The following is a 16,378-nucleotide window of genomic DNA, read 5'->3' as shown; positions in this document are numbered from 1 at the left end:
CCGCGCGCACGCAAAACGCAATCAATGTACGGTGCGCTACCAAAACGGGTTCTGCACGTTTTCGTTCTGTCACCTAGAATGAAATCGCCGTGTCATGCGGTGTGAGGGTTTCGTCATGTCATCCATTCCCCGTTTCATCGTCGGCGCGTTGGCATTGTGCTGCGCGGCCTCCGCGCTCGCGCAACCGCAGGCGCAAACCAGTGATCCGAACGCACCGAAAACCCGCGCGCAGGTCCGGCAGGAATTTCTGCTCTGGCGCTCGGTCGGCTACGATCCGAATGACTGGCTGAACTATCCCGAGAACGCAATGCGCGCGAGCCGCATCATCGCGCAACGCCAGGCTCGCGGCGAAACCTCGGTGCAGTGAGACGGCATTCGTCAGGCTGATTCGACGCGCGGCTTTTGCCCGCGCAGAATGCGCCGCGCGATGCTCCAGCGATGCACTTCCGACGGACCGTCGTAGATCCGGAAGGCGCGCATGTCCGCGAAGATCCGCGCGACGACGGTTTCATGCGTAACGCCCTGACCGCCGAGCACCTGCACCGCGCGGTCGACGACGCGCCACAGCGCCTCCGATGACACCACCTTCGCGATGCTCGACTCGTGCTTGCCGAGCACGCCCTGATCGAGCACCCACGCGCAGTGCCAGATGGCGAGGCGCGTCACGTGCAAATCCATTTCGTTGTCCGCGAGCATGAAGCCGACGCCTTCGTGCTCGCCCAGCGCGCGGCCGAACGCCTGACGTTCTCGCGCATATGCCGTCGCGACATCGTGCGCACGGCGCGCAGCGCCGAGCCAGCGCATGCAGTGCGTGAGACGCGCGGGCGAGAGCCGCACCTGCGCATATCGAAAGCCTTCGCCCGGCTCGCCCAATACGTTCTCTTTGGGCACGCGCAATCCCTCGAAGCGCACGACGCCGTGGCCGCCAGGAAAACACGTGTCGAGCGAATCCATCGCACGCTCGATGACGATGCCCGGGCTCGACATGTCGGCGAGAAACATCGTCGCGGGACCGTCGGCGAATTTCGCCATGATGATCGCGACCGCCGCGCCCTCCGCGCCGGTGATGAACCATTTGCGTCCGTCGATCACGTATTCGTCGCCGTCCTGCGCCGCGATGGTCTGCAACATCGAGGGATCGGCGCCCGCGCCCGGCGACGGCTCGGTCATGCAGAAACACGAGCGGATGTCGCCCGCCGCGAGCGGACGCAGCCAGCGCTCCTTTTGCTGCGGCGTGGCGATGGCTTCGAGCAGGTGCATGTTCCCTTCGTCGGGCGCGGCGATATTCAGCGCGACCGGACCGAGCGGCGAATAGCCCGCTTCTTCGAACAGGATGGCCTTCGCGACGTGATTCAGGCCGAGGCCACCGAATTCGGGCGATACGTGACTCGACAACAGCCCCGCCTTGCGCCCTTTCGCGACCAGTTCGGCGCGCAGCGCCTCGTTCGGGCCGTGCGGCGTGCAACGCGGATCGCGCTCGAAGGGAATGATTTCTTCGGCGATGAAAGCGCGCACGCGCGCCTGCAGATCGGTGAGTTCGGGCGAGAGGGAAAAGTCCATCGGCAATCCTCTAAGGGAACGGGCTGACTTGAAGCTTAACCGCGCGGGCGCACTGCGCGCCAGAGGCTTTGCCCGTACATGCTCACTCGTCGTATTCGGTGTATTTGCGCGCGTCGCCCTTCACCTTGTGCGCCGGATACTTCGACCGGTTCAGCGCCATTTTTTCGATCAGCGCGAGATGCAGATCGACGTCGAGCGAATCCGCGAGCATCACGAGATACGCGAGCACGTCGGCCATTTCGTGACGGATCGCGCGCAGTTTCGCTTCGTCGAGTTCGGCCTTTTCGCCGGTGGCGAGCCATGTGAACGGTTCGAGCAACTCGCTCGCCTCGACGGACAGCGCCGCCGCAAGATTCTTCGGCGAATGAAAGCGGCTCCAGTCCCGCTCGCGAACGAACTCGCGCAGCATGTCGCGCATCTGGACGAGCTCGCTCGCGCCTTCCTGCTGATTCTGCTGCTCCATGGTCTTCCTCTGACGTTTCATTGCGTGCCTTAGCTTAGCGCGACCGCGGAACGCCCTCGCCTTTTGCCGCTCTTTGCTTCCAAACTACGCCTCGACATATCCCAGATCCATGCGGCGATGTCGGAAACTCGCATACATCGGGTTCGAATCCGCGAATTCGAGACAATTTGACACGGGCAGGACAATCTTCTTGCGTCGATTAACTACGACTCATAGAATCGTAGTTAATCGATGACGACGAAAACCGTCCGTCGAGCGACCCCAATATCGAATTCCAAGGAGCATCGAAATGTCCAAGCGCATTCTGGTAGTCGGAGCCGGCTTCGCCGGCATGTGGAGCGCCCTGTCCGCCGCGCGTCTCATCGATCAGCACGGCCGGACGGATATCGAAGTCGTGCTGATCGCGCCGGAGCCGCATCTGCACGTGCGTCCGCGTCTGTATGAAGAGAATGCCGCGGGCATGAAGGCGCCGCTGCTGGACATCTTCGCGTCCACAGGCGTCAGGTTCATTCAGGGTACGGTGGAACGCATTCACGTCGAGCGCAATGAAGTCGACGTGCTCGGCGTGGACGGCACGCCGTCGTCGTTGAACTACGACCGTCTCGTTCTGGCGACCGGCAGCCGCCTGTTCCGCCCGCAGATTCCGGGGCTCGCGCAGCACGCGTTCAGCGTCGATCAGGTCGATGAGGCCGCCACGCTCGAAGCGCATATCAAGGCTCTCGCGACGCAGCCCGATACGCCCGCGCGCAATACGGTGGTCGTCGCCGGCGGCGGCTTCACGGGCATCGAAACGGCGGCGGAAATGCCGGCGCGCCTGCGCGCTGCGCTCGGCGCGGATGCGAAGGTGCGGGTCATCATCGTCGAACGCAACAAGGAAATCGGTCCAGACCTCGGCGCGGGTCCGCGTCCCGTCATCGTCGAGGCGCTCGAATCGCTCGGCGTGCAGTGGCGGCTCGGCGCGGCGGTGACGTCGGTCGATGCGAACGGCCTCAGCACGTCGGACGGCGAGCGCATCGAAGCGAGTACCGTGATCTGGACCGCCGGCGTGCGCGCGAGCGCGCTGACCGCGCAGATCCCCGCTGAACGCGATGCGCTCGGCCGCCTGCATGTGGATCGCAATCTGCGCGTGCTGGGTGTCGATACGGTCTACGCCACGGGCGATGTCGCCTACGCCGCCACCGACGACGAAGGCAATCACGCGATGATGTCCTGTCAGCACGCGATGAACCTCGGCCGCTCGGCGGGCCACAACGTCGCGGCGGAGTTGCTGGGCGATGCGCCGATTCCGTACAGCCAGCCGAAATACGTGACGTGTCTCGATCTGGGCCCGTGGGGCGCGGTCTATACGGAAGGCTGGGAGCGTGAGGTGAAGATGTCGGGCGCGCAGGCGAAGCAACTGAAAACGCGCATCAACACCGAGTGGATTTATCCGCCGAGCGCGGAACGGGCCGAGGCGTTCGCGGCCGCGGACCCGCTGCGAATTGTTGTAGCGTAAGGCTGGCTCACGCCGCCGGATAGAGCCCCAGCGTGCGCGCGTGCAGGCGTGCGAGCCCGAGCAGGGCATCGGTGAAAGGCGTCGGCACGCCAGTCATCGCGCCTAGCTCACGCACCGACGCGACGAGCGCATCAAGCTCGACCGCCTTGCCCGCCTCCACGTCCTGCAACATCGACGTTTTCATCGCGCCGAGCTTGAGCGTGACGGCGTGACGGTCTTCTGGCGCCTGTTCGATGGGAATGCCGAAGCGCGCGCCGATTTCCTTCGCTTCGAGCATGACGCTCGTCACGAAGCCGCGCACGAGATCGTCGCTCAGGATGCGGTCCGTGGTTGCGCCAGTGATCGCGCTGATGGGGTTCATCGTCATGTTGCCCCACAGCTTGAACCAGACATCGCGCTGAATCTGCGGGGAGAGCGTGGCGTCGAAGCCGGCCTTCGAAAAGAGCGATACGAGCGATTCGGTGCGTGCGGTCGGCGCGCCTGTCGCTTCCCCGAGAATCAGACCTTTGCCCTGTCGATGCCGGATGACGCCCGGTGCTTCGACGAAGCAGCTCGCATGCACGACGCAGCCGACCGTCTGCGCGCCCGGTATCGCGGCCGCGATCGCGCCGTGCGGATCGACCGACGACAGGCGCTTGCCCGTGAAAGGCTCGCCAAGGCCGTCGCAGAACCACCAGGGCACGCCGTTCATCGCGGTGAGCACGGTGGTGTCGCTCGAAAGCAGCGGCGCGATATGCGCGGCTACGGATTCCATCGCGGGCGCCTTCACCGCGACGATGACGAGATCCTGGGCGCCGAGATCCGCGGGCTCGGCGCTGGTCGCGACCTTCACGGTATGCGCCGCGTCGGTCTCGACGAGCCGCAGCCCTTCCTTCTTCAACGCTTCGAGCGTCGCGCCGCGTGCAACCACGCTGACATCGCAGCCCGCCTGCGCGAGCTTCACGCCGATCCATCCGCCGATGGCGCCCGCGCCATATACGCAAACTTTCATGGTCCGATCCTCGCTCGTGGCAATCATCCGATCGCCATTGTAAGAGCGGGACGCCCCGCGTGCCGCACGATCAGTGCGCGATACCGGTGGCGAGCTTCGCGACCGTGAGCAGCGTCAATCCGAACGCGCCCGCGAGCATCACGGCGATGACCGGCAACAGCGGCAGCTTCACATGCGCGAAATCGGCGTTGTGCGACGCGCGCTTGCGCACGCCGAAAAAGCTCCAAAACACGATGCGCATCATCTTCAAGAGTTCCATGAGCGGCTCCTTTTGCATGGGTCCGAATCGATCTTTCATGCATCGATGTTGCGCGCCGCGCCATGTTAAAAACAGAAGCAGTTGCGCTGTATTCGGCGGTAGCAGAATGACGCGCGATATCGGCTGCTACCGTCGAATCGATCGCAACTGCTGCTTTCGGAATGCCGCGGCGCGCTCTATCGTTGGCCCTCTCTTTGCCAATGCGCCGCATCCATGTACCAATACACCGAGTTCGACAAGTCCTTCGTAAAGAGCCGCGCCGCGCAGTTCCGCGATCAGCTCGAGCGCTGGCAGGACGGCCGCCTGAGCGAAGATGCGTTCCGCCCGCTGCGCCTGCAAAACGGATGGTATGTGCAGCGCCATGCGCCGATGCTGCGTGTGGCCGTGCCCTACGGCGAACTGTCGAGCGCGCAATTGCGGGTGCTCGCGCGCATCGCCCGCGAATACGACGATCCCGATCCCGAGGTCTATCGCGTCGCGAGCGAAGCGCAGGGCAAGCTCGGCACCGAACGCCTGCCGACGCATTGCGCGCACTTCACGACACGCACCAATGTTCAATTCAACTGGATCCCGCTCGACAAATCCGCGGACGTGATGGACCTGCTCGCCACCGTGAACATGCACGGTATCCAGACGAGCGGTAATTGCATCCGCAATATTTCCTGCGATGAACGCGCGGGTGTCGCGCCCGACGAAGTAGCCGATCCGCGTCCTTTCGCCGAGATCATGCGGCAATGGACGACGCTGCATCCCGAGTTCGCGTTCCTGCCGCGCAAGTTCAAGATTGCGATCACGGGCGCAAGCGAGGATCGCGCGGCGACCGCGTGGCATGACGTCGGCCTGCAACTCGTGCGTAACGAAAGCGGAGAGCTCGGCTTTCGCGTGAGCGCGGGCGGCGGCATGGGGCGCACGCCGGTGATCGCCACGCCGATGCGCGAGTTTCTGCCGTGGCGGCACATCATGAACTACATCGAGGCGATCGTGCGCGTGTACAACCGTTACGGCCGCCGCGACAACAAGTACAAGGCGCGCATCAAGATCCTGATGAAGGCGGAAGGCCAGCGCTATATCGATGACGTCGACGAAGAGTTCCGGCAGATCGTCGAGCATGACGGCGCGCCGCATCTCATCTCGCAAGCGGAACTCGACCGTGTGAGCGCGTCCTTCGTGCCGCCTGCGCTGAATGTCCCGCCTGCGGCCGTCGACGACATCGACCCGCACGGTCATCCGCTCTTCGCGCGCTGGCTGCAACGCAACGTGGCGCGGCATAAAGACCCCGCGCTGCGCATCGTGACGCTCTCGTTCAAGCGTCTGCTGCAATCGCCGGGCGATGCGAGCGCGGACCAGCTCGACATCGTCGCGAATCTCGCCGATCGCTTCTCGGCGGGCGAAGCGCGCGTGACGCATACGCAGAATGTCGTGCTGCCGTGGGTGCGCGCAAGCGAGCTCTTCGCGTTATGGCAAGCCGCGCGCGAAGCAGGCTTCGCGAGTGCGAACGTGCAGCTTCTCACCGACATGATCGCGTGTCCCGGCGGCGACTTCTGCGCGCTCGCGAATGCCCGTTCGCTGCCGATCGCGCAGGCCATCACGGAGCGCTATCAGGATCTCGACGAACTCGACGACATCGGTGAAGTCGATCTGCATATCAGCGGCTGCATCAATTCGTGCGGGCATCATCACAGCGGGCATATCGGCGTGCTGGGCGTCGACAAGGATGGACGCGAGTGGTATCAGATCACGCTCGGCGGATCGGACGGCAGCGCGGCGAGCGGCGCGGCGCAACCCGGCAAGGTGATCGGACCGTCGTTCAGCGCGGCTGAAGTGCCGGATGTGATCGAGGCGATTCTTTCGACCTATCGCGATACGCGCGAGCGCAATGAGCGCTTCATCGATACCGTGCGCCGCGTGGGCTCGGAACCCTTCAAGGCAGCCGCGCACGCAGCCCGCACGAACGATGAGGTGACGGCATGAACGGCACGCGACGTATGCGCATTCTCGCGCTCGAAGATCACGACGCGGATACACGCGATCGCGTCGCGATCCTCTCTAACGACGACGATCCTCAATCGCTGAAAGATCGATTGAAGGATATCGATCGCATCGATCTGCACTTTCCGCATTTCACCGATGGCCGTGCCTATAGCCAGGCTTATCTGCTGCGCAAACGTCTGGGCTTCGAAGGAGACTTGCGTGCAACGGGCGACGTGTTGATCGATCAACTCGTACAAATGGAACGAACGGGATTTTCGAGCGCGGTCCTCAGGGAAGGCGTGGATATCGCGGATGCCGAACGACAGTTCGCGCGTTTCGCGGGCTACTATCAGGGCGATCTGGCGTCGCTCTGAAGCGCGCATTCGAACGGATATAAGCGCGCTTCGACGCCTTTCAAGAGCCGCCACGCGAAAATAAAAAGCACTGGAAACATAGCGCTCCGGTATTGAAACGATAGCCTTCGCACCTACTTTGGATGCAAGGGCAGCGACACAGCGCGCTGTCGTTTCAACTTCCTGCTGCCGGCCTCGTCGGGCCGCACTATCGGAGACTGGACCATGAGTGACTTTTATTTTGGCGGCGACGTTTTCTCGGAGCTGGACCGCGTGCAACGGCAGGTGTCCTCGCTCTTCGGCAATCTACCTTCCAGCATTCGTTCGAGCCGCGCGGATGCTTTCCCTCGCCTGAATATCGGCAGCACCGATGATGCGATTCATATCGTCGCGTTCGCGCCGGGTGTCGAACCCGCATCGCTCGATGTGACCGTCGACAAGGGCACGCTCACCATCAGCGGCGAGCGCCGCGCACAAGCAACCGTGGAAGGCGCCCGCACCTATGCGAAAGAACGCTTTGCCGGCAGCTTCCGCCGCGTGATCGAGTTGCCGCAGAACGCGGACGCCGACAAGGTCGAAGCGCGCTATGAGAACGGCACGCTGTCCATCACCATCGGCAAGCGCGAAGCATCGAAGCCGCGCGCGATCACCATTCAGTAAGAGGGAAAACATCATGACCGAGAATACGCAAGTCGCTCCGCAAGGCACGAACGAAGTAGCACGCAAGAACGAAGACACTGTGCGCCGTGCAACGGTTACGCCTGCGGTCGATATCGTCGAGGATAGCCACGGCATCACGCTGTGGGCCGATCTGCCCGGCGTGTCGCGCGAGAAGCTCGACGTGAAGGTGCACGATGCCCGCCTCACCATCGAAGCCGAAGCGGAACTTCCCGTGCAAGGTGCGGTGCGTGTGCATCATGCCGAATTGCGCGCACCGCGTTTCGCGCGCGCCTTCACGGTGAGCGACGACTTCGACACCGCGAAGATCGACGCGAATCTCACCAACGGCGTGCTCAGGCTCACGATTCCGCGTCGCGAGGAAGCGCGTCCGCGCCGCGTCGAAGTGCGCGCGGGCTGAGCGCCGAAAACAACGCCCTAAGTTTTGATTCGAACGGCCGCGATCTTTTCGCGGCCGTTTTCTTTTTGCGCTGCATGCACGCCTCTATAATCGTCGGCGGCGGCTCGCGTCGCCTACACTCATAAACTCATGCAAAGAAGGGACTATCGTGAAGAGGCTGTTGACGGTGTTGTTGGGTTCGATGCTGACCGTATCGATCGGCGTGCACGCAAAGGAATGGTCGACTATCCGCTTCGGTGTCGATGCAAGTTATCCGCCTTTCGAATCGAAAGCACCCGACGGCACGCTGGTCGGCTTCGACATCGATGTCGGCAATGAACTCTGCCGGCGTCTCAATGCGAAATGCGTGTGGGTCGAGAATGCATTCGACGGCATGATTCCCGGCCTCAAGTCGCGCAAGTTCGACGGCGTGCTCTCCACGATGTCGATGACACCCGCGCGCGTCAAGCAGATCGCGTTCTCCAGCAAGCTCTTCCATGTACCCACGCGCCTCGTCGCCAAGCGCGATTCGAGCATCCAGCCGACCGCCGATTCGCTCGCGGGCAAGACGGTCGGCGTCGAGCAAGGCTCGATGCAGGAAACCTACGCGAAGGCGCACTGGGGCGCGAAGGGCGTGAAAGTCGTCTCTTACGCGGATCAGGATCAGGTGTATCAGGACTTGCTCGCCGGACGTCTCGACGCATCGCTGCAAAATGCCGTGCAGGCGGAACGCGGCTTTCTCGATACGCCGCGCGGCAAGCCCTACGGCTTCGCAGGCGGCGCGCTGGAAGACAGCGCGATCTTCGGGCCCGGCACTGCAATCGGCTTGCGCAAGGAAGACACCGACCTGAAGGAAAAGCTCGACGGCGCCATCGCCGCGATGATCAAGGACGGCACCTACAAGCGCATCGAGCAGAAGTACTTCGACTTTGATATCTACGGCGAGTAACCACGATGACCCAGCCCGCGAACGATCAACCCGGTGTGCATCGCGCAGCCGTGCAAGGCTATACGGCCAACGCGGATAGCTACGTGCGCGGGCGGCCCGACTATCCGCCGGAACTCGCGGGCTGGCTCACCGGGACGCTCGGGCTGAAACCCGGCGCGAGCGTCGTCGATCTCGGCGCGGGCACGGGCAAGTTCACGCCGCGTCTCGTGCAGACGGGCGCGCGCGTGATCGCGGTCGAGCCGGTCGATTCGATGCGTGCAAGGCTCGCGGCCACGCTACCCGATGTCGAGGCGCTCGCGGGCACCGCGCAATCGATACCGCTCGAAGATGCTTCGGTCGATGCCGTCGTGTGCGCGCAGTCGTTTCACTGGTTCGCGAGCCACGCCGCGCTCGACGAGATTCATCGCGTGTTGAAGCCGGGCGGCCGCCTCGGCCTCGTGTGGAATCTGCGCGATGCGCGCGTGCCGTGGGTTGCGAAGCTCGACGCCATCGTCAATAAATATGAAGGCGACGCGCCGCGCTATTACACTGGCGCGTGGCGTCACGCATTTCCGCATGAAGGCTTCGGTCCGCTCGTCGAAACGCTTTTTTCGCTCGGCCATACGGGTTCGCCCGAAGATGTGATCGTGCATCGCGTGCGCTCGACGAGTTTCATCGCGTCATTGCCGGAAGCGGCGCGCGTCGAGATCGATGATGAGGTGCGCAAGCTCATCGAGCGCGAACCCGAGCTGAGCGGCAAGCGTGAAGTCACTGTGCCTTATGAAACCGCGGCGTTCGTCGCGATCAGGCAGTAGCAATCAGCGCGCGTTGGCACGCAGTCGGGCAGCGCGCACGAGCCGACAATAGACAAGACAAAAGAGGAGACAGCGATGGCGACACTCAAGCAGATGCAGGCGAAGCTGAAGAAACTGCAGGCGCAGGCCGAGCAACTGATCGCGAAGCGCGCGCAAGCCGTTCTCGACGATATTCGCGCGATGATGGAAAGGCACGGCCTCACGACCGCGGATATCGACAAGCACGGAAAGAAGATCAAACGCGCTGCGAAGCCGAAGGTCGCGCTGCCCGCGCCGGCGGGTCGTCATAAAGCGATGACGAAACTCGCTAAAAAAGGCAAGCTGCCGGCGAAGTACCGCAATCCGAAGACGGGCGAAACCTGGAGCGGCTGGGCGCGCCCGCCTGCGTGGATCGCGAACGTGAAGGATCGCAGCAAGTTTCTGATCGATGCGGACAGCGCGGAAACAGCGGTCAAGCCGAAGGCGGCCGCCAAGAAAGTCGTGGCCAAGAAAGTCGTGGCCAAGAAAGCTGCGGCCAAGAAGACCGCGGCTAAAAAGACTGCGGTTAAAAAGACTGCGGCGAAGAAAGCAACTGCGGCCAAGCCTGCCGCGAAACGCAGCGCGCCGCGCAAACGCACCGCGAAAGAGGCGCCAACCGCCGCGACCGTGCCTGAGCAAAGCAATGCAGGCGCTCCGGCATCGACGACCACCGGCGACGCATCGGCATCGAATTAGCCTTTTTTCCAGGGAAGCACGGAAAAAATCGACATGGGTGCGCGGCCATTGCCGCGCGCCCGCAAGGATCTTTGGCTTCGGCATGATGCTTGCGTGAACGTAGATACCCATGCAGAGAATGTCGAGGACGCCATGCATCATTCGATCGAACCGCACGAACTGACGAAGATCGATATTGCGCGCTTTCACGTCGTACAAGTCTCCGACGGCACCTTCACCGTCGTCTTGTGGGAAGCGCCCGAATCCGACGCGGACGACCCGCCCGTGATGCACGCTGAGACATCGACACTCACGATTCGTCTGTGCGATCCGCTCAATGCCGTGCGTCGAAAAGATGTCTGCGAACACTTGCGGGCGCAGCTCGCTGCGTCGCGAGTCAGGCAAATGCATCGCGAAGCCGTCGCGTATCCCATTGTTTGAGATCGGCGAAAACTCAATTGGCTTTTCGTGCGATTAAAAAACGGTCAAGTCCTTCTACACTGCGTTCGCATGTCGGGTGCGTTTCGTAGCGAACGATTCGCTTCTCCGATTGCGGTTGTCACTGCCAGATAACTGCATCTCCTCATATTTTTTGTCGGAGCAATCTCGTGAACAAGCGACTCGTAGTGGGCTTTGCTATTGCATTGAGTTCTCTTTTCGCCGGTTCGGCATTTGCAAGCGGTTATGGGCCGGCGCCGCATTATCGTCCCGATGTCGGTGCGCCTGCTTCGCAGCATGGCGTCAGCGCGCAAACCTTCGCGGCGGAAGAAGCCGCGCAAGGCCGCGGTGATTTCGGCACTACGGAACGCACCGCGCAGGTTCAGCGCGGACAGGTTTCCGCATCCGCTTCTTCGCAAGTGGCGCAATAAGCTTTGATTAAAGCGGACACGACGATTCGATTCGTCGTGTCCGCTTTTAAAAGCCTTTGATCGTTTTTTCCAGAAACGTCCAGAGTGCATCGTCCACGGAATAAGGGACGTTGAATCTGAAGCAAGCGCTTTCTGCATCGTCGGGACGGAAGTAAGAGCCGGGCGCGAGCCAGATGCCGTGCTGCAACGCGCGCGTCGCGACGGCGCTGCCTTCTGCGGGATCGATCGGCAACGCACCCCACAAAAATAGACCCGCACGCGGACGACGAAACAACTCGACGCCCAGTGCATCCATGCGATCCTCCACAAGCGCATGCGCGTCTTTCAGCTTCTCCACGACGAATTCCACATGCCGCGCGTAGCGCCCTTCCGTCAGCACTTTCTCGACGATGCGCTCCGTCGCCTCCGATGACGTCAGTCCCACCGCCATCTTCGTGCGCGCCAGTTCGCGCAATACTTCGCGTTCAGCGACGACATAACCGCAACGCAGCGCCGGCGTAATCGTCTTCGCAAAGCCGCCGACGTATAGCACGCGGCTCAACCCTTCCATCGCCGCGAGCAAGGGCGCGCCGGGCGGCGCGAGCTCGCGGTTCACATCGTCCTCGACCACCCACAGGCCGTGACGCTCCGCGATCTGCATCAGACGAAACGCCGACGCCATGCCGAAGGTCGCGCCCGTCGGATTCTGCAGGGTCGTGTTGAGAAAGACCGCTTTCGGCCCATGCTCGATGACGATTCGCTCGAACACGTCCGTATCGATGCCCGCGGCGGTGCGCGGCACGCCATGCACATGAAGCCCGGAGAGCCGCAGAATCTGCAGCAGATTGCAGTAGCCCGGATCTTCGACGACGACCGCATCGCCCGGACGCAGCAACGTGCGCACGATGAGATCGAGCGCCTGCGTCGCGCCCGCGGTCAACAGCACGTTCGACGCGGCATCGACCGGCAGACCATGACGGTCCAGTTGCTCCGCGATCCGCTCGCGCAGCGGCGCGAAGCCATACGGATGCCCGTAATCCGCGATGCGCGCCGAAGGCACGCGACTCACCGCGCGCAACGCATGCTGAAGGCCGCTCTCGTTGACCCATTCGTTCGGCAGCCAGCCGCAGCCGGATTTGATCGGCACGGAATGATCGGCGAATACGTCGGACAGAAGCCACGTCGCGGTGAGGCTCGGCGGTTGCCATTCGACCGCCCGCACGCGTTCGCTGCGCCCGCGCGCGGCCACGCGATAGCCCGAGCCGCGCCGCGCGGTGACGAGTCCCATCGAAACCAGCCTGCCATAGGCTTCCGTCACCGTGAATGTGCTGAGACTTTCCGCCTCGGCGAGACGCCGCACCGATGGCAGGAGCGCGCCCGCGCGCAGCGTCTGCTCCTCGATCGCCGAAGAAAACGCGCGCACCAGTTGTTCGACGAGCGTCGGCGCCTGACGCGTGCCGCGCTCCAGCTTGAGTTCGATCATGGATTCGAGGATAGCGCGGTCATCGCGGATCGGCCAATACAGTTTGCAGCATTTTGCCAGCACAGTTGGCAGCGCAGTGATCGAACTGTCTATGCCGTGCAATTTTGCCGAGGAATACAGTGCACAGACCGTTCTTTCCAAGGAGGAGACCCGCCATGAATGCTCGCCCCGTCATCGACGACCTTTCGTCGTTCTGGATGCCGTTCACCGCCAATCGCCAGTTCAAGGCCGCGCCGCGCCTGCTCGAAAGCGCGAAGGGCATGTACTACCGCTCGACCGACGGCCGCGAAGTGCTCGACGGCACCGCCGGTCTCTGGTGCGTGAACGCGGGCCATTGCCGGGACGAGATCGTGGACGCGGTGCAGAAGGCGCTTTCGACGCTCGACTTCGCGCCGACCTTCCAGATGGGCCATCCGCTCGCCTTCGAAGCCGCGACCAAGGTCGCCAACCTGATGCCCGAAGGACTCGACCGCATCTTCTTCACGAACTCGGGCTCGGAGTCGGTCGATACGGCGCTGAAGATCGCGCTCGCCTATCACCGCGCACGCGGCGAAGGCCAGCGCACGCGGCTGATCGGCCGCGAGCGCGGCTATCACGGCGTCGGTTTCGGCGGCATTTCGGTCGGCGGCATCGCACCGAATCGCAAGACGTTCTCGGGCGCGCTGTTGCCGTCGGTCGATCATCTGCCGCATACGCACGATCTCGCGCGCAACGCGTTCACGAAGGGCCAGCCCGCATGGGGCGATCATCTCGCGGACGATCTGGAACGCATCGTCACGCTGCACGATCCGTCGACGATCGCCGCCGTGATCGTCGAGCCGCTCGCCGGCTCCACGGGCGTGCTCGTGCCGCCGCAAGGCTATCTGCAAAAGCTGCGCGACATCTGCACGAAGTACGGCATTCTCCTGATTTTCGATGAAGTCATCACCGGCTTCGGGCGTCTGGGCAAGGCGACGGCGAGCGAGTACTTCGGCGTGACGCCCGACCTCATCACGATGGCGAAAGCGATCAACAACGCGACCATTCCGCTGGGCGCCGTCGCCGCGCATCGCAATGTGCACGACACGGTCGTCAACGCGGGCGCCGCCAATGCCATCGAGCTGTTCCACGGCTATACGTATTCGGCGCACCCGGTCGCGACCGCCGCGGCCATCGCGACCCTCGATCTGTATCAGCGCGACAAGCTGTTCGAGCGCGCGGCGTCGAAGGCCGAGAAGTTCGAAAGCGCCGCCCACGCGCTGCGCGATGCGCCGTTCGTGAAGGACATCCGCAACCTGGGACTCGTCGCGGGCATCGAGCTCGAATCGCGCGAAGGCGCGCCGGGCGCGCGTGCGTATGAAGTATTCGTCAAGTGCTTCGAAGCGGGCGTGCTCGTGCGCTATACCGGCGATATCCTCGCGTTCTCGCCGCCGCTCATCATCGAAGACGATCAGATCGATCAGATCTTCGGCACGGTGAGAAAGGCGCTGGAAAGCGTGAAGTAAGCGGTTTTCTCGCGGCAGACAGCCCGGTTCCTCGCGATGAGGAACCGGGCTTTTTCTTTCACCGCTCCATGACGAGCAAGGTTGATGTCGCCGAGGCGAACAATCTGCCGCGCGCATCCTTGAGCGTCGCTTCGGCGAACGCGGCGCGGCGTCCGATCGACAGCACGCGTCCTTCCGCGCGCAGCACACCGGAATCGCGAGTGACCGCCTTGTGGTACGCCACTTTCAGTTCGAGCGTCGTATACGCCTGCGTCGCGGTCAGGCATGAATGCACCGAGCAACCGCACGCGGAATCGAGCAGCGTCGCCGCATAGCCGCCGTGCACGGTGCCGATCGGGTTATACGCGTGATCGCCGGGTACGCCCACGAACACGGCCCTGCCCGCTTCCACTTCGATGAATTCGAAATCCAGCGACTCCAGAATGCCCGGCTTGCGTCCGCTCGCGATCAGCTTGCGTAGTTGCGCGAGACCATCGAGGCCGGCGGCGGTTTCTTCGATCAGGCTCATTTCGTCGTCTCCGTTTTATCGCTGGCGGTCTTGATCACGTCGTCATCGCCGGTCACGCTCCAGCCGCCGCCGAGCGAACGATAGAGCGCCACCGCCGCGAGCGCATGTTCGCGCTTCGATTGATTCAGCGCATCGGCGTCGCGCAGATACGATTGCTGGGCGTCGAGCACATCGAGAAAGCTGGCCGCGCCGCCCTTGTACAACTGCGTCGACAGCGTGAGCGACTGGCCGGATGCGGAAAGCGCATCGGTCAGGCGTGCGGTCGATTCGGTCGTGCTGACGAGATCGCTGCGCGTGTCCTCGACATCCTTCAGCGCCTCCAGCATCGTCTGACGCAAACGCAGTTCCGATTCGCGCATCTTGCTCTGGTTTTGCTCGATGTCCGCCGTGATGCGTCCCGCGTTGAAGATCGGGCTCGTCGCGTTGAGCGCGGCCGAGAAGAGGTTGTCGGTCAGCGTCGGCAAACCGAGATATGACGATGCGAGCAAGCCATCCGACAAACGCAGCGAAAACTTCGGATAGCGTTCCGCACGCGCGACGCCGACTTCCGCCGCGCGCTGCTGCACGCTCGCGTACGCGACGAGCACATCGGGGCGGCGCAACAATGCTTCGGACGGCAGCATCTGCGGCGCACCGCTCGCTGGCACGGGAATGACGGGCGCGGTCCCCGGATTCGCGAGCATCAGCTTGTCGATGGATTCCGGCGTGCGGCCCGAATACACCGCGATCAGGCTCAACTGATGCTGAATCGTCGCCTGCGTGCGCGGCACGCGCGATTGCAGATCGCTAAGCTGATTCTGCGCGCGCGCGACATCGAGCTTCGTCGACAGACCGTATTGCAGGCGACGTTGCGTGAGCTTCAACGCGCGTTCGCGAATCTCCAGGTTGTCTTGCAGGATCTTCAGTTCGGCTTGCGCCCAGCGCAGATCGACATACGCGGCGGCCGTATCGGCGGCGAGCGCGAGCCTGACCTGATCCGCGGCATGTTCACGGCCGACGAGCTGCGCCTGCGACGCGAGCAGTTCCAGACGCTCGCCGCCGAATACATCGGGCGTCCAGCTCAGCGTCAGGCCGAAGCCCGCCTGCTTCACATAGCCGAGCGGCGGCGGCGTGTTCTGGCGCGAGTACGATCCGCCCGCGCCCGCGTCCAGTTGCGGCAGCAAGGCCGCGCGACGTTGCGTCGTGATCGCCTCTGCCTGCTTCACGCGCTCGACCGCCGCCTGGACGTCGAGGTTGTCGTTCAACACCGACGCGACGAGCTCGTGCATGACCGGATCGTTGAACTGGTTCCACCATGCAGTGGGATCGACAGCCTGTTTAGGTACATCGACGTTCCAGTCGGCGGGCGCGGTCGCGTTTACGGTCGCGGGGAGATCGGCGTGCGTTTCGGGCTGCACCGCGCACGCGGCGAGCGTCAGAGCCGTCACGCCCGCAAGTATTTCGACGAATAGTTTCTTCATGATCGAAGCA

At 63.2% G+C, this 16,378-nt stretch carries 19 protein-coding genes; 12 read left to right on the top strand and 7 right to left on the bottom strand.

The genetic code is table 11. The features are described from left to right. Positions 1-115 precede the first annotated feature (115 nt). Entirely contained in the window at positions 116-367 is a 252-nt protein-coding gene (locus PQR08_RS04265) for a DUF4148 domain-containing protein (protein WP_187606511.1), read from the top strand. A gap of 11 nt (positions 368-378) precedes the next feature. Here PQR08_RS04265 and PQR08_RS04260 read toward each other — a convergent pair whose 3' ends face one another. After that, positions 379-1,560, bottom strand: coding sequence for an acyl-CoA dehydrogenase family protein (locus PQR08_RS04260; protein ID WP_250484495.1), 1,182 nt, complete (start codon positions 1,558-1,560; stop codon positions 379-381). Between the two features lie 82 nt (positions 1,561-1,642). Next, positions 1,643-2,023, bottom strand: a complete 381-nt coding sequence (locus PQR08_RS04255) for a nucleotide pyrophosphohydrolase (RefSeq protein WP_238217131.1) — start codon at positions 2,021-2,023, stop codon at positions 1,643-1,645. A gap of 289 nt (positions 2,024-2,312) precedes the next feature. Between PQR08_RS04255 and PQR08_RS04250 the strand changes: the two genes are divergently transcribed. Continuing rightward, positions 2,313-3,518 carry an NAD(P)/FAD-dependent oxidoreductase gene (locus PQR08_RS04250; RefSeq protein WP_250484494.1) on the top strand — a complete coding sequence of 402 codons (1,206 nt, stop codon included), beginning with the start codon at positions 2,313-2,315 and terminating at the stop codon, positions 3,516-3,518. 7 nt (positions 3,519-3,525) lie between these two features. On the opposite strand, the gene PQR08_RS04245 is transcribed toward PQR08_RS04250, so the two are convergent. Both PQR08_RS04245 and PQR08_RS04240 read right to left on the bottom strand, forming a co-directional pair. Next, positions 3,526-4,509 (bottom strand): 2-dehydropantoate 2-reductase, encoded by a 984-nt coding sequence (locus PQR08_RS04245; RefSeq protein WP_250484493.1) that lies wholly within the window; start codon positions 4,507-4,509, stop codon positions 3,526-3,528. A gap of 70 nt (positions 4,510-4,579) precedes the next feature. Next, positions 4,580-4,768 (bottom strand): DUF2970 domain-containing protein, encoded by a 189-nt coding sequence (locus PQR08_RS04240; RefSeq protein ID WP_061116125.1) that lies wholly within the window; start codon positions 4,766-4,768, stop codon positions 4,580-4,582. A 213-nt stretch (positions 4,769-4,981) separates the two neighbouring features. Here PQR08_RS04240 and PQR08_RS04235 point away from each other — a divergent pair, with 213 nt between their 5' ends. The 9 genes from PQR08_RS04235 (at position 4,982) to PQR08_RS04195 (ending at position 11,454) form a co-directional block, all read left to right on the top strand. After that, on the top strand, positions 4,982-6,739 hold the full coding sequence (locus PQR08_RS04235; protein WP_250484492.1) for a nitrite/sulfite reductase: 1,758 nt from the start codon (positions 4,982-4,984) through the stop codon (positions 6,737-6,739). Then, positions 6,736-7,113, top strand: coding sequence for a DUF934 domain-containing protein (locus tag PQR08_RS04230; protein ID WP_250484491.1), 378 nt, complete (start codon positions 6,736-6,738; stop codon positions 7,111-7,113). The genes PQR08_RS04235 and PQR08_RS04230 overlap by 4 nt, the downstream gene beginning before the upstream one ends. 204 nt (positions 7,114-7,317) lie before the next feature. Further along, complete coding sequence (locus PQR08_RS04225) at positions 7,318-7,752, top strand: Hsp20/alpha crystallin family protein (RefSeq protein WP_238217142.1); 435 nt, start codon at positions 7,318-7,320, stop codon at positions 7,750-7,752. Between the two features lie 13 nt (positions 7,753-7,765). Next, a complete protein-coding gene (locus tag PQR08_RS04220) occupies positions 7,766-8,170 on the top strand; it encodes an Hsp20/alpha crystallin family protein (RefSeq protein ID WP_238217144.1) in 405 nt (134 codons plus the stop codon). A 148-nt stretch (positions 8,171-8,318) separates the two neighbouring features. Beyond that, positions 8,319-9,098 carry an ABC transporter substrate-binding protein gene (locus tag PQR08_RS04215; protein ID WP_035501518.1) on the top strand — a complete coding sequence of 260 codons (780 nt, stop codon included), beginning with the start codon at positions 8,319-8,321 and terminating at the stop codon, positions 9,096-9,098. A gap of 5 nt (positions 9,099-9,103) precedes the next feature. After that, positions 9,104-9,892: a class I SAM-dependent methyltransferase gene (locus PQR08_RS04210; protein WP_250484490.1), complete on the top strand. Its 789-nt coding sequence runs from the start codon at positions 9,104-9,106 to the stop codon at positions 9,890-9,892. Positions 9,893-9,967: 75 nt separating this feature from the next. Further along, positions 9,968-10,606 (top strand): H-NS histone family protein, encoded by a 639-nt coding sequence (locus tag PQR08_RS04205; RefSeq protein ID WP_250484489.1) that lies wholly within the window; start codon positions 9,968-9,970, stop codon positions 10,604-10,606. Between the two features lie 132 nt (positions 10,607-10,738). Beyond that, positions 10,739-11,026, top strand: a complete 288-nt coding sequence (locus tag PQR08_RS04200; protein WP_238217149.1) for a hypothetical protein — start codon at positions 10,739-10,741, stop codon at positions 11,024-11,026. Positions 11,027-11,193: 167 nt separating this feature from the next. After that, a complete protein-coding gene (locus PQR08_RS04195) occupies positions 11,194-11,454 on the top strand; it encodes a hypothetical protein (RefSeq protein WP_238217151.1) in 261 nt (86 codons plus the stop codon). 46 nt (positions 11,455-11,500) lie between these two features. Here PQR08_RS04195 and PQR08_RS04190 read toward each other — a convergent pair whose 3' ends face one another. Then, positions 11,501-12,916, bottom strand: coding sequence for an aminotransferase-like domain-containing protein (locus tag PQR08_RS04190; protein WP_238217152.1), 1,416 nt, complete (start codon positions 12,914-12,916; stop codon positions 11,501-11,503). A 155-nt stretch (positions 12,917-13,071) separates the two neighbouring features. Between PQR08_RS04190 and aptA the strand changes: the two genes are divergently transcribed. After that, entirely contained in the window at positions 13,072-14,400 is a 1,329-nt protein-coding gene (gene aptA, locus PQR08_RS04185; RefSeq protein ID WP_238217155.1) for an omega-aminotransferase AptA, read from the top strand. 58 nt (positions 14,401-14,458) lie between these two features. On the opposite strand, the gene PQR08_RS04180 is transcribed toward aptA, so the two are convergent. Both PQR08_RS04180 and PQR08_RS04175 read right to left on the bottom strand, forming a co-directional pair. Continuing rightward, complete coding sequence (locus PQR08_RS04180; RefSeq protein WP_187606524.1) at positions 14,459-14,908, bottom strand: PaaI family thioesterase; 450 nt, start codon at positions 14,906-14,908, stop codon at positions 14,459-14,461. Then, the gene (locus PQR08_RS04175; protein ID WP_250484488.1) at positions 14,905-16,368 is read right to left on the bottom strand and encodes an efflux transporter outer membrane subunit; all 1,464 of its coding nucleotides are present in this window, start codon (positions 16,366-16,368) and stop codon (positions 14,905-14,907) included. Before PQR08_RS04175 ends, PQR08_RS04180 begins: the two co-directional genes overlap by 4 nt. Between the last annotated feature and the right edge of the window lie 10 nt (positions 16,369-16,378).

It is taken from the genome of Caballeronia jiangsuensis (assembly GCF_046030135.1).
Taxonomy (GTDB): Bacteria; Pseudomonadota; Gammaproteobacteria; order Burkholderiales; family Burkholderiaceae; genus Caballeronia; species Caballeronia jiangsuensis.
This window is presented reverse-complemented; position numbering and strand designations above follow the sequence as displayed.

Excerpts from the sequence above, each read along its gene's own strand:
- PQR08_RS04265 (WP_187606511.1), top strand. The coding sequence starts at position 116 with ATGTCATCCATTCCCCGTTTCATCGTCGGCGCGTTGGCATTGTGCTGC.
- PQR08_RS04260 (WP_250484495.1), bottom strand. The coding sequence starts at position 1,560 with ATGGACTTTTCCCTCTCGCCCGAACTCACCGATCTGCAGGCGCGCGTG.
- PQR08_RS04255 (WP_238217131.1), bottom strand. The coding sequence starts at position 2,023 with ATGGAGCAGCAGAATCAGCAGGAAGGCGCGAGCGAGCTCGTCCAGATG.
- PQR08_RS04250 (WP_250484494.1), top strand. The coding sequence starts at position 2,313 with ATGTCCAAGCGCATTCTGGTAGTCGGAGCCGGCTTCGCCGGCATGTGG.
- PQR08_RS04245 (WP_250484493.1), bottom strand. The coding sequence starts at position 4,509 with ATGAAAGTTTGCGTATATGGCGCGGGCGCCATCGGCGGATGGATCGGC.
- PQR08_RS04240 (WP_061116125.1), bottom strand. The coding sequence starts at position 4,768 with ATGGAACTCTTGAAGATGATGCGCATCGTGTTTTGGAGCTTTTTCGGC.
- PQR08_RS04235 (WP_250484492.1), top strand. The coding sequence starts at position 4,982 with ATGTACCAATACACCGAGTTCGACAAGTCCTTCGTAAAGAGCCGCGCC.
- PQR08_RS04230 (WP_250484491.1), top strand. The coding sequence starts at position 6,736 with ATGAACGGCACGCGACGTATGCGCATTCTCGCGCTCGAAGATCACGAC.
- PQR08_RS04225 (WP_238217142.1), top strand. The coding sequence starts at position 7,318 with ATGAGTGACTTTTATTTTGGCGGCGACGTTTTCTCGGAGCTGGACCGC.
- PQR08_RS04220 (WP_238217144.1), top strand. The coding sequence starts at position 7,766 with ATGACCGAGAATACGCAAGTCGCTCCGCAAGGCACGAACGAAGTAGCA.
- PQR08_RS04210 (WP_250484490.1), top strand. The coding sequence starts at position 9,104 with ATGACCCAGCCCGCGAACGATCAACCCGGTGTGCATCGCGCAGCCGTG.
- PQR08_RS04205 (WP_250484489.1), top strand. The coding sequence starts at position 9,968 with ATGGCGACACTCAAGCAGATGCAGGCGAAGCTGAAGAAACTGCAGGCG.
- PQR08_RS04200 (WP_238217149.1), top strand. The coding sequence starts at position 10,739 with ATGCATCATTCGATCGAACCGCACGAACTGACGAAGATCGATATTGCG.
- PQR08_RS04190 (WP_238217152.1), bottom strand. The coding sequence starts at position 12,916 with ATGATCGAACTCAAGCTGGAGCGCGGCACGCGTCAGGCGCCGACGCTC.
- aptA (WP_238217155.1), top strand. The coding sequence starts at position 13,072 with ATGAATGCTCGCCCCGTCATCGACGACCTTTCGTCGTTCTGGATGCCG.
- PQR08_RS04180 (WP_187606524.1), bottom strand. The coding sequence starts at position 14,908 with ATGAGCCTGATCGAAGAAACCGCCGCCGGCCTCGATGGTCTCGCGCAA.
- PQR08_RS04175 (WP_250484488.1), bottom strand. The coding sequence starts at position 16,368 with ATGAAGAAACTATTCGTCGAAATACTTGCGGGCGTGACGGCTCTGACG.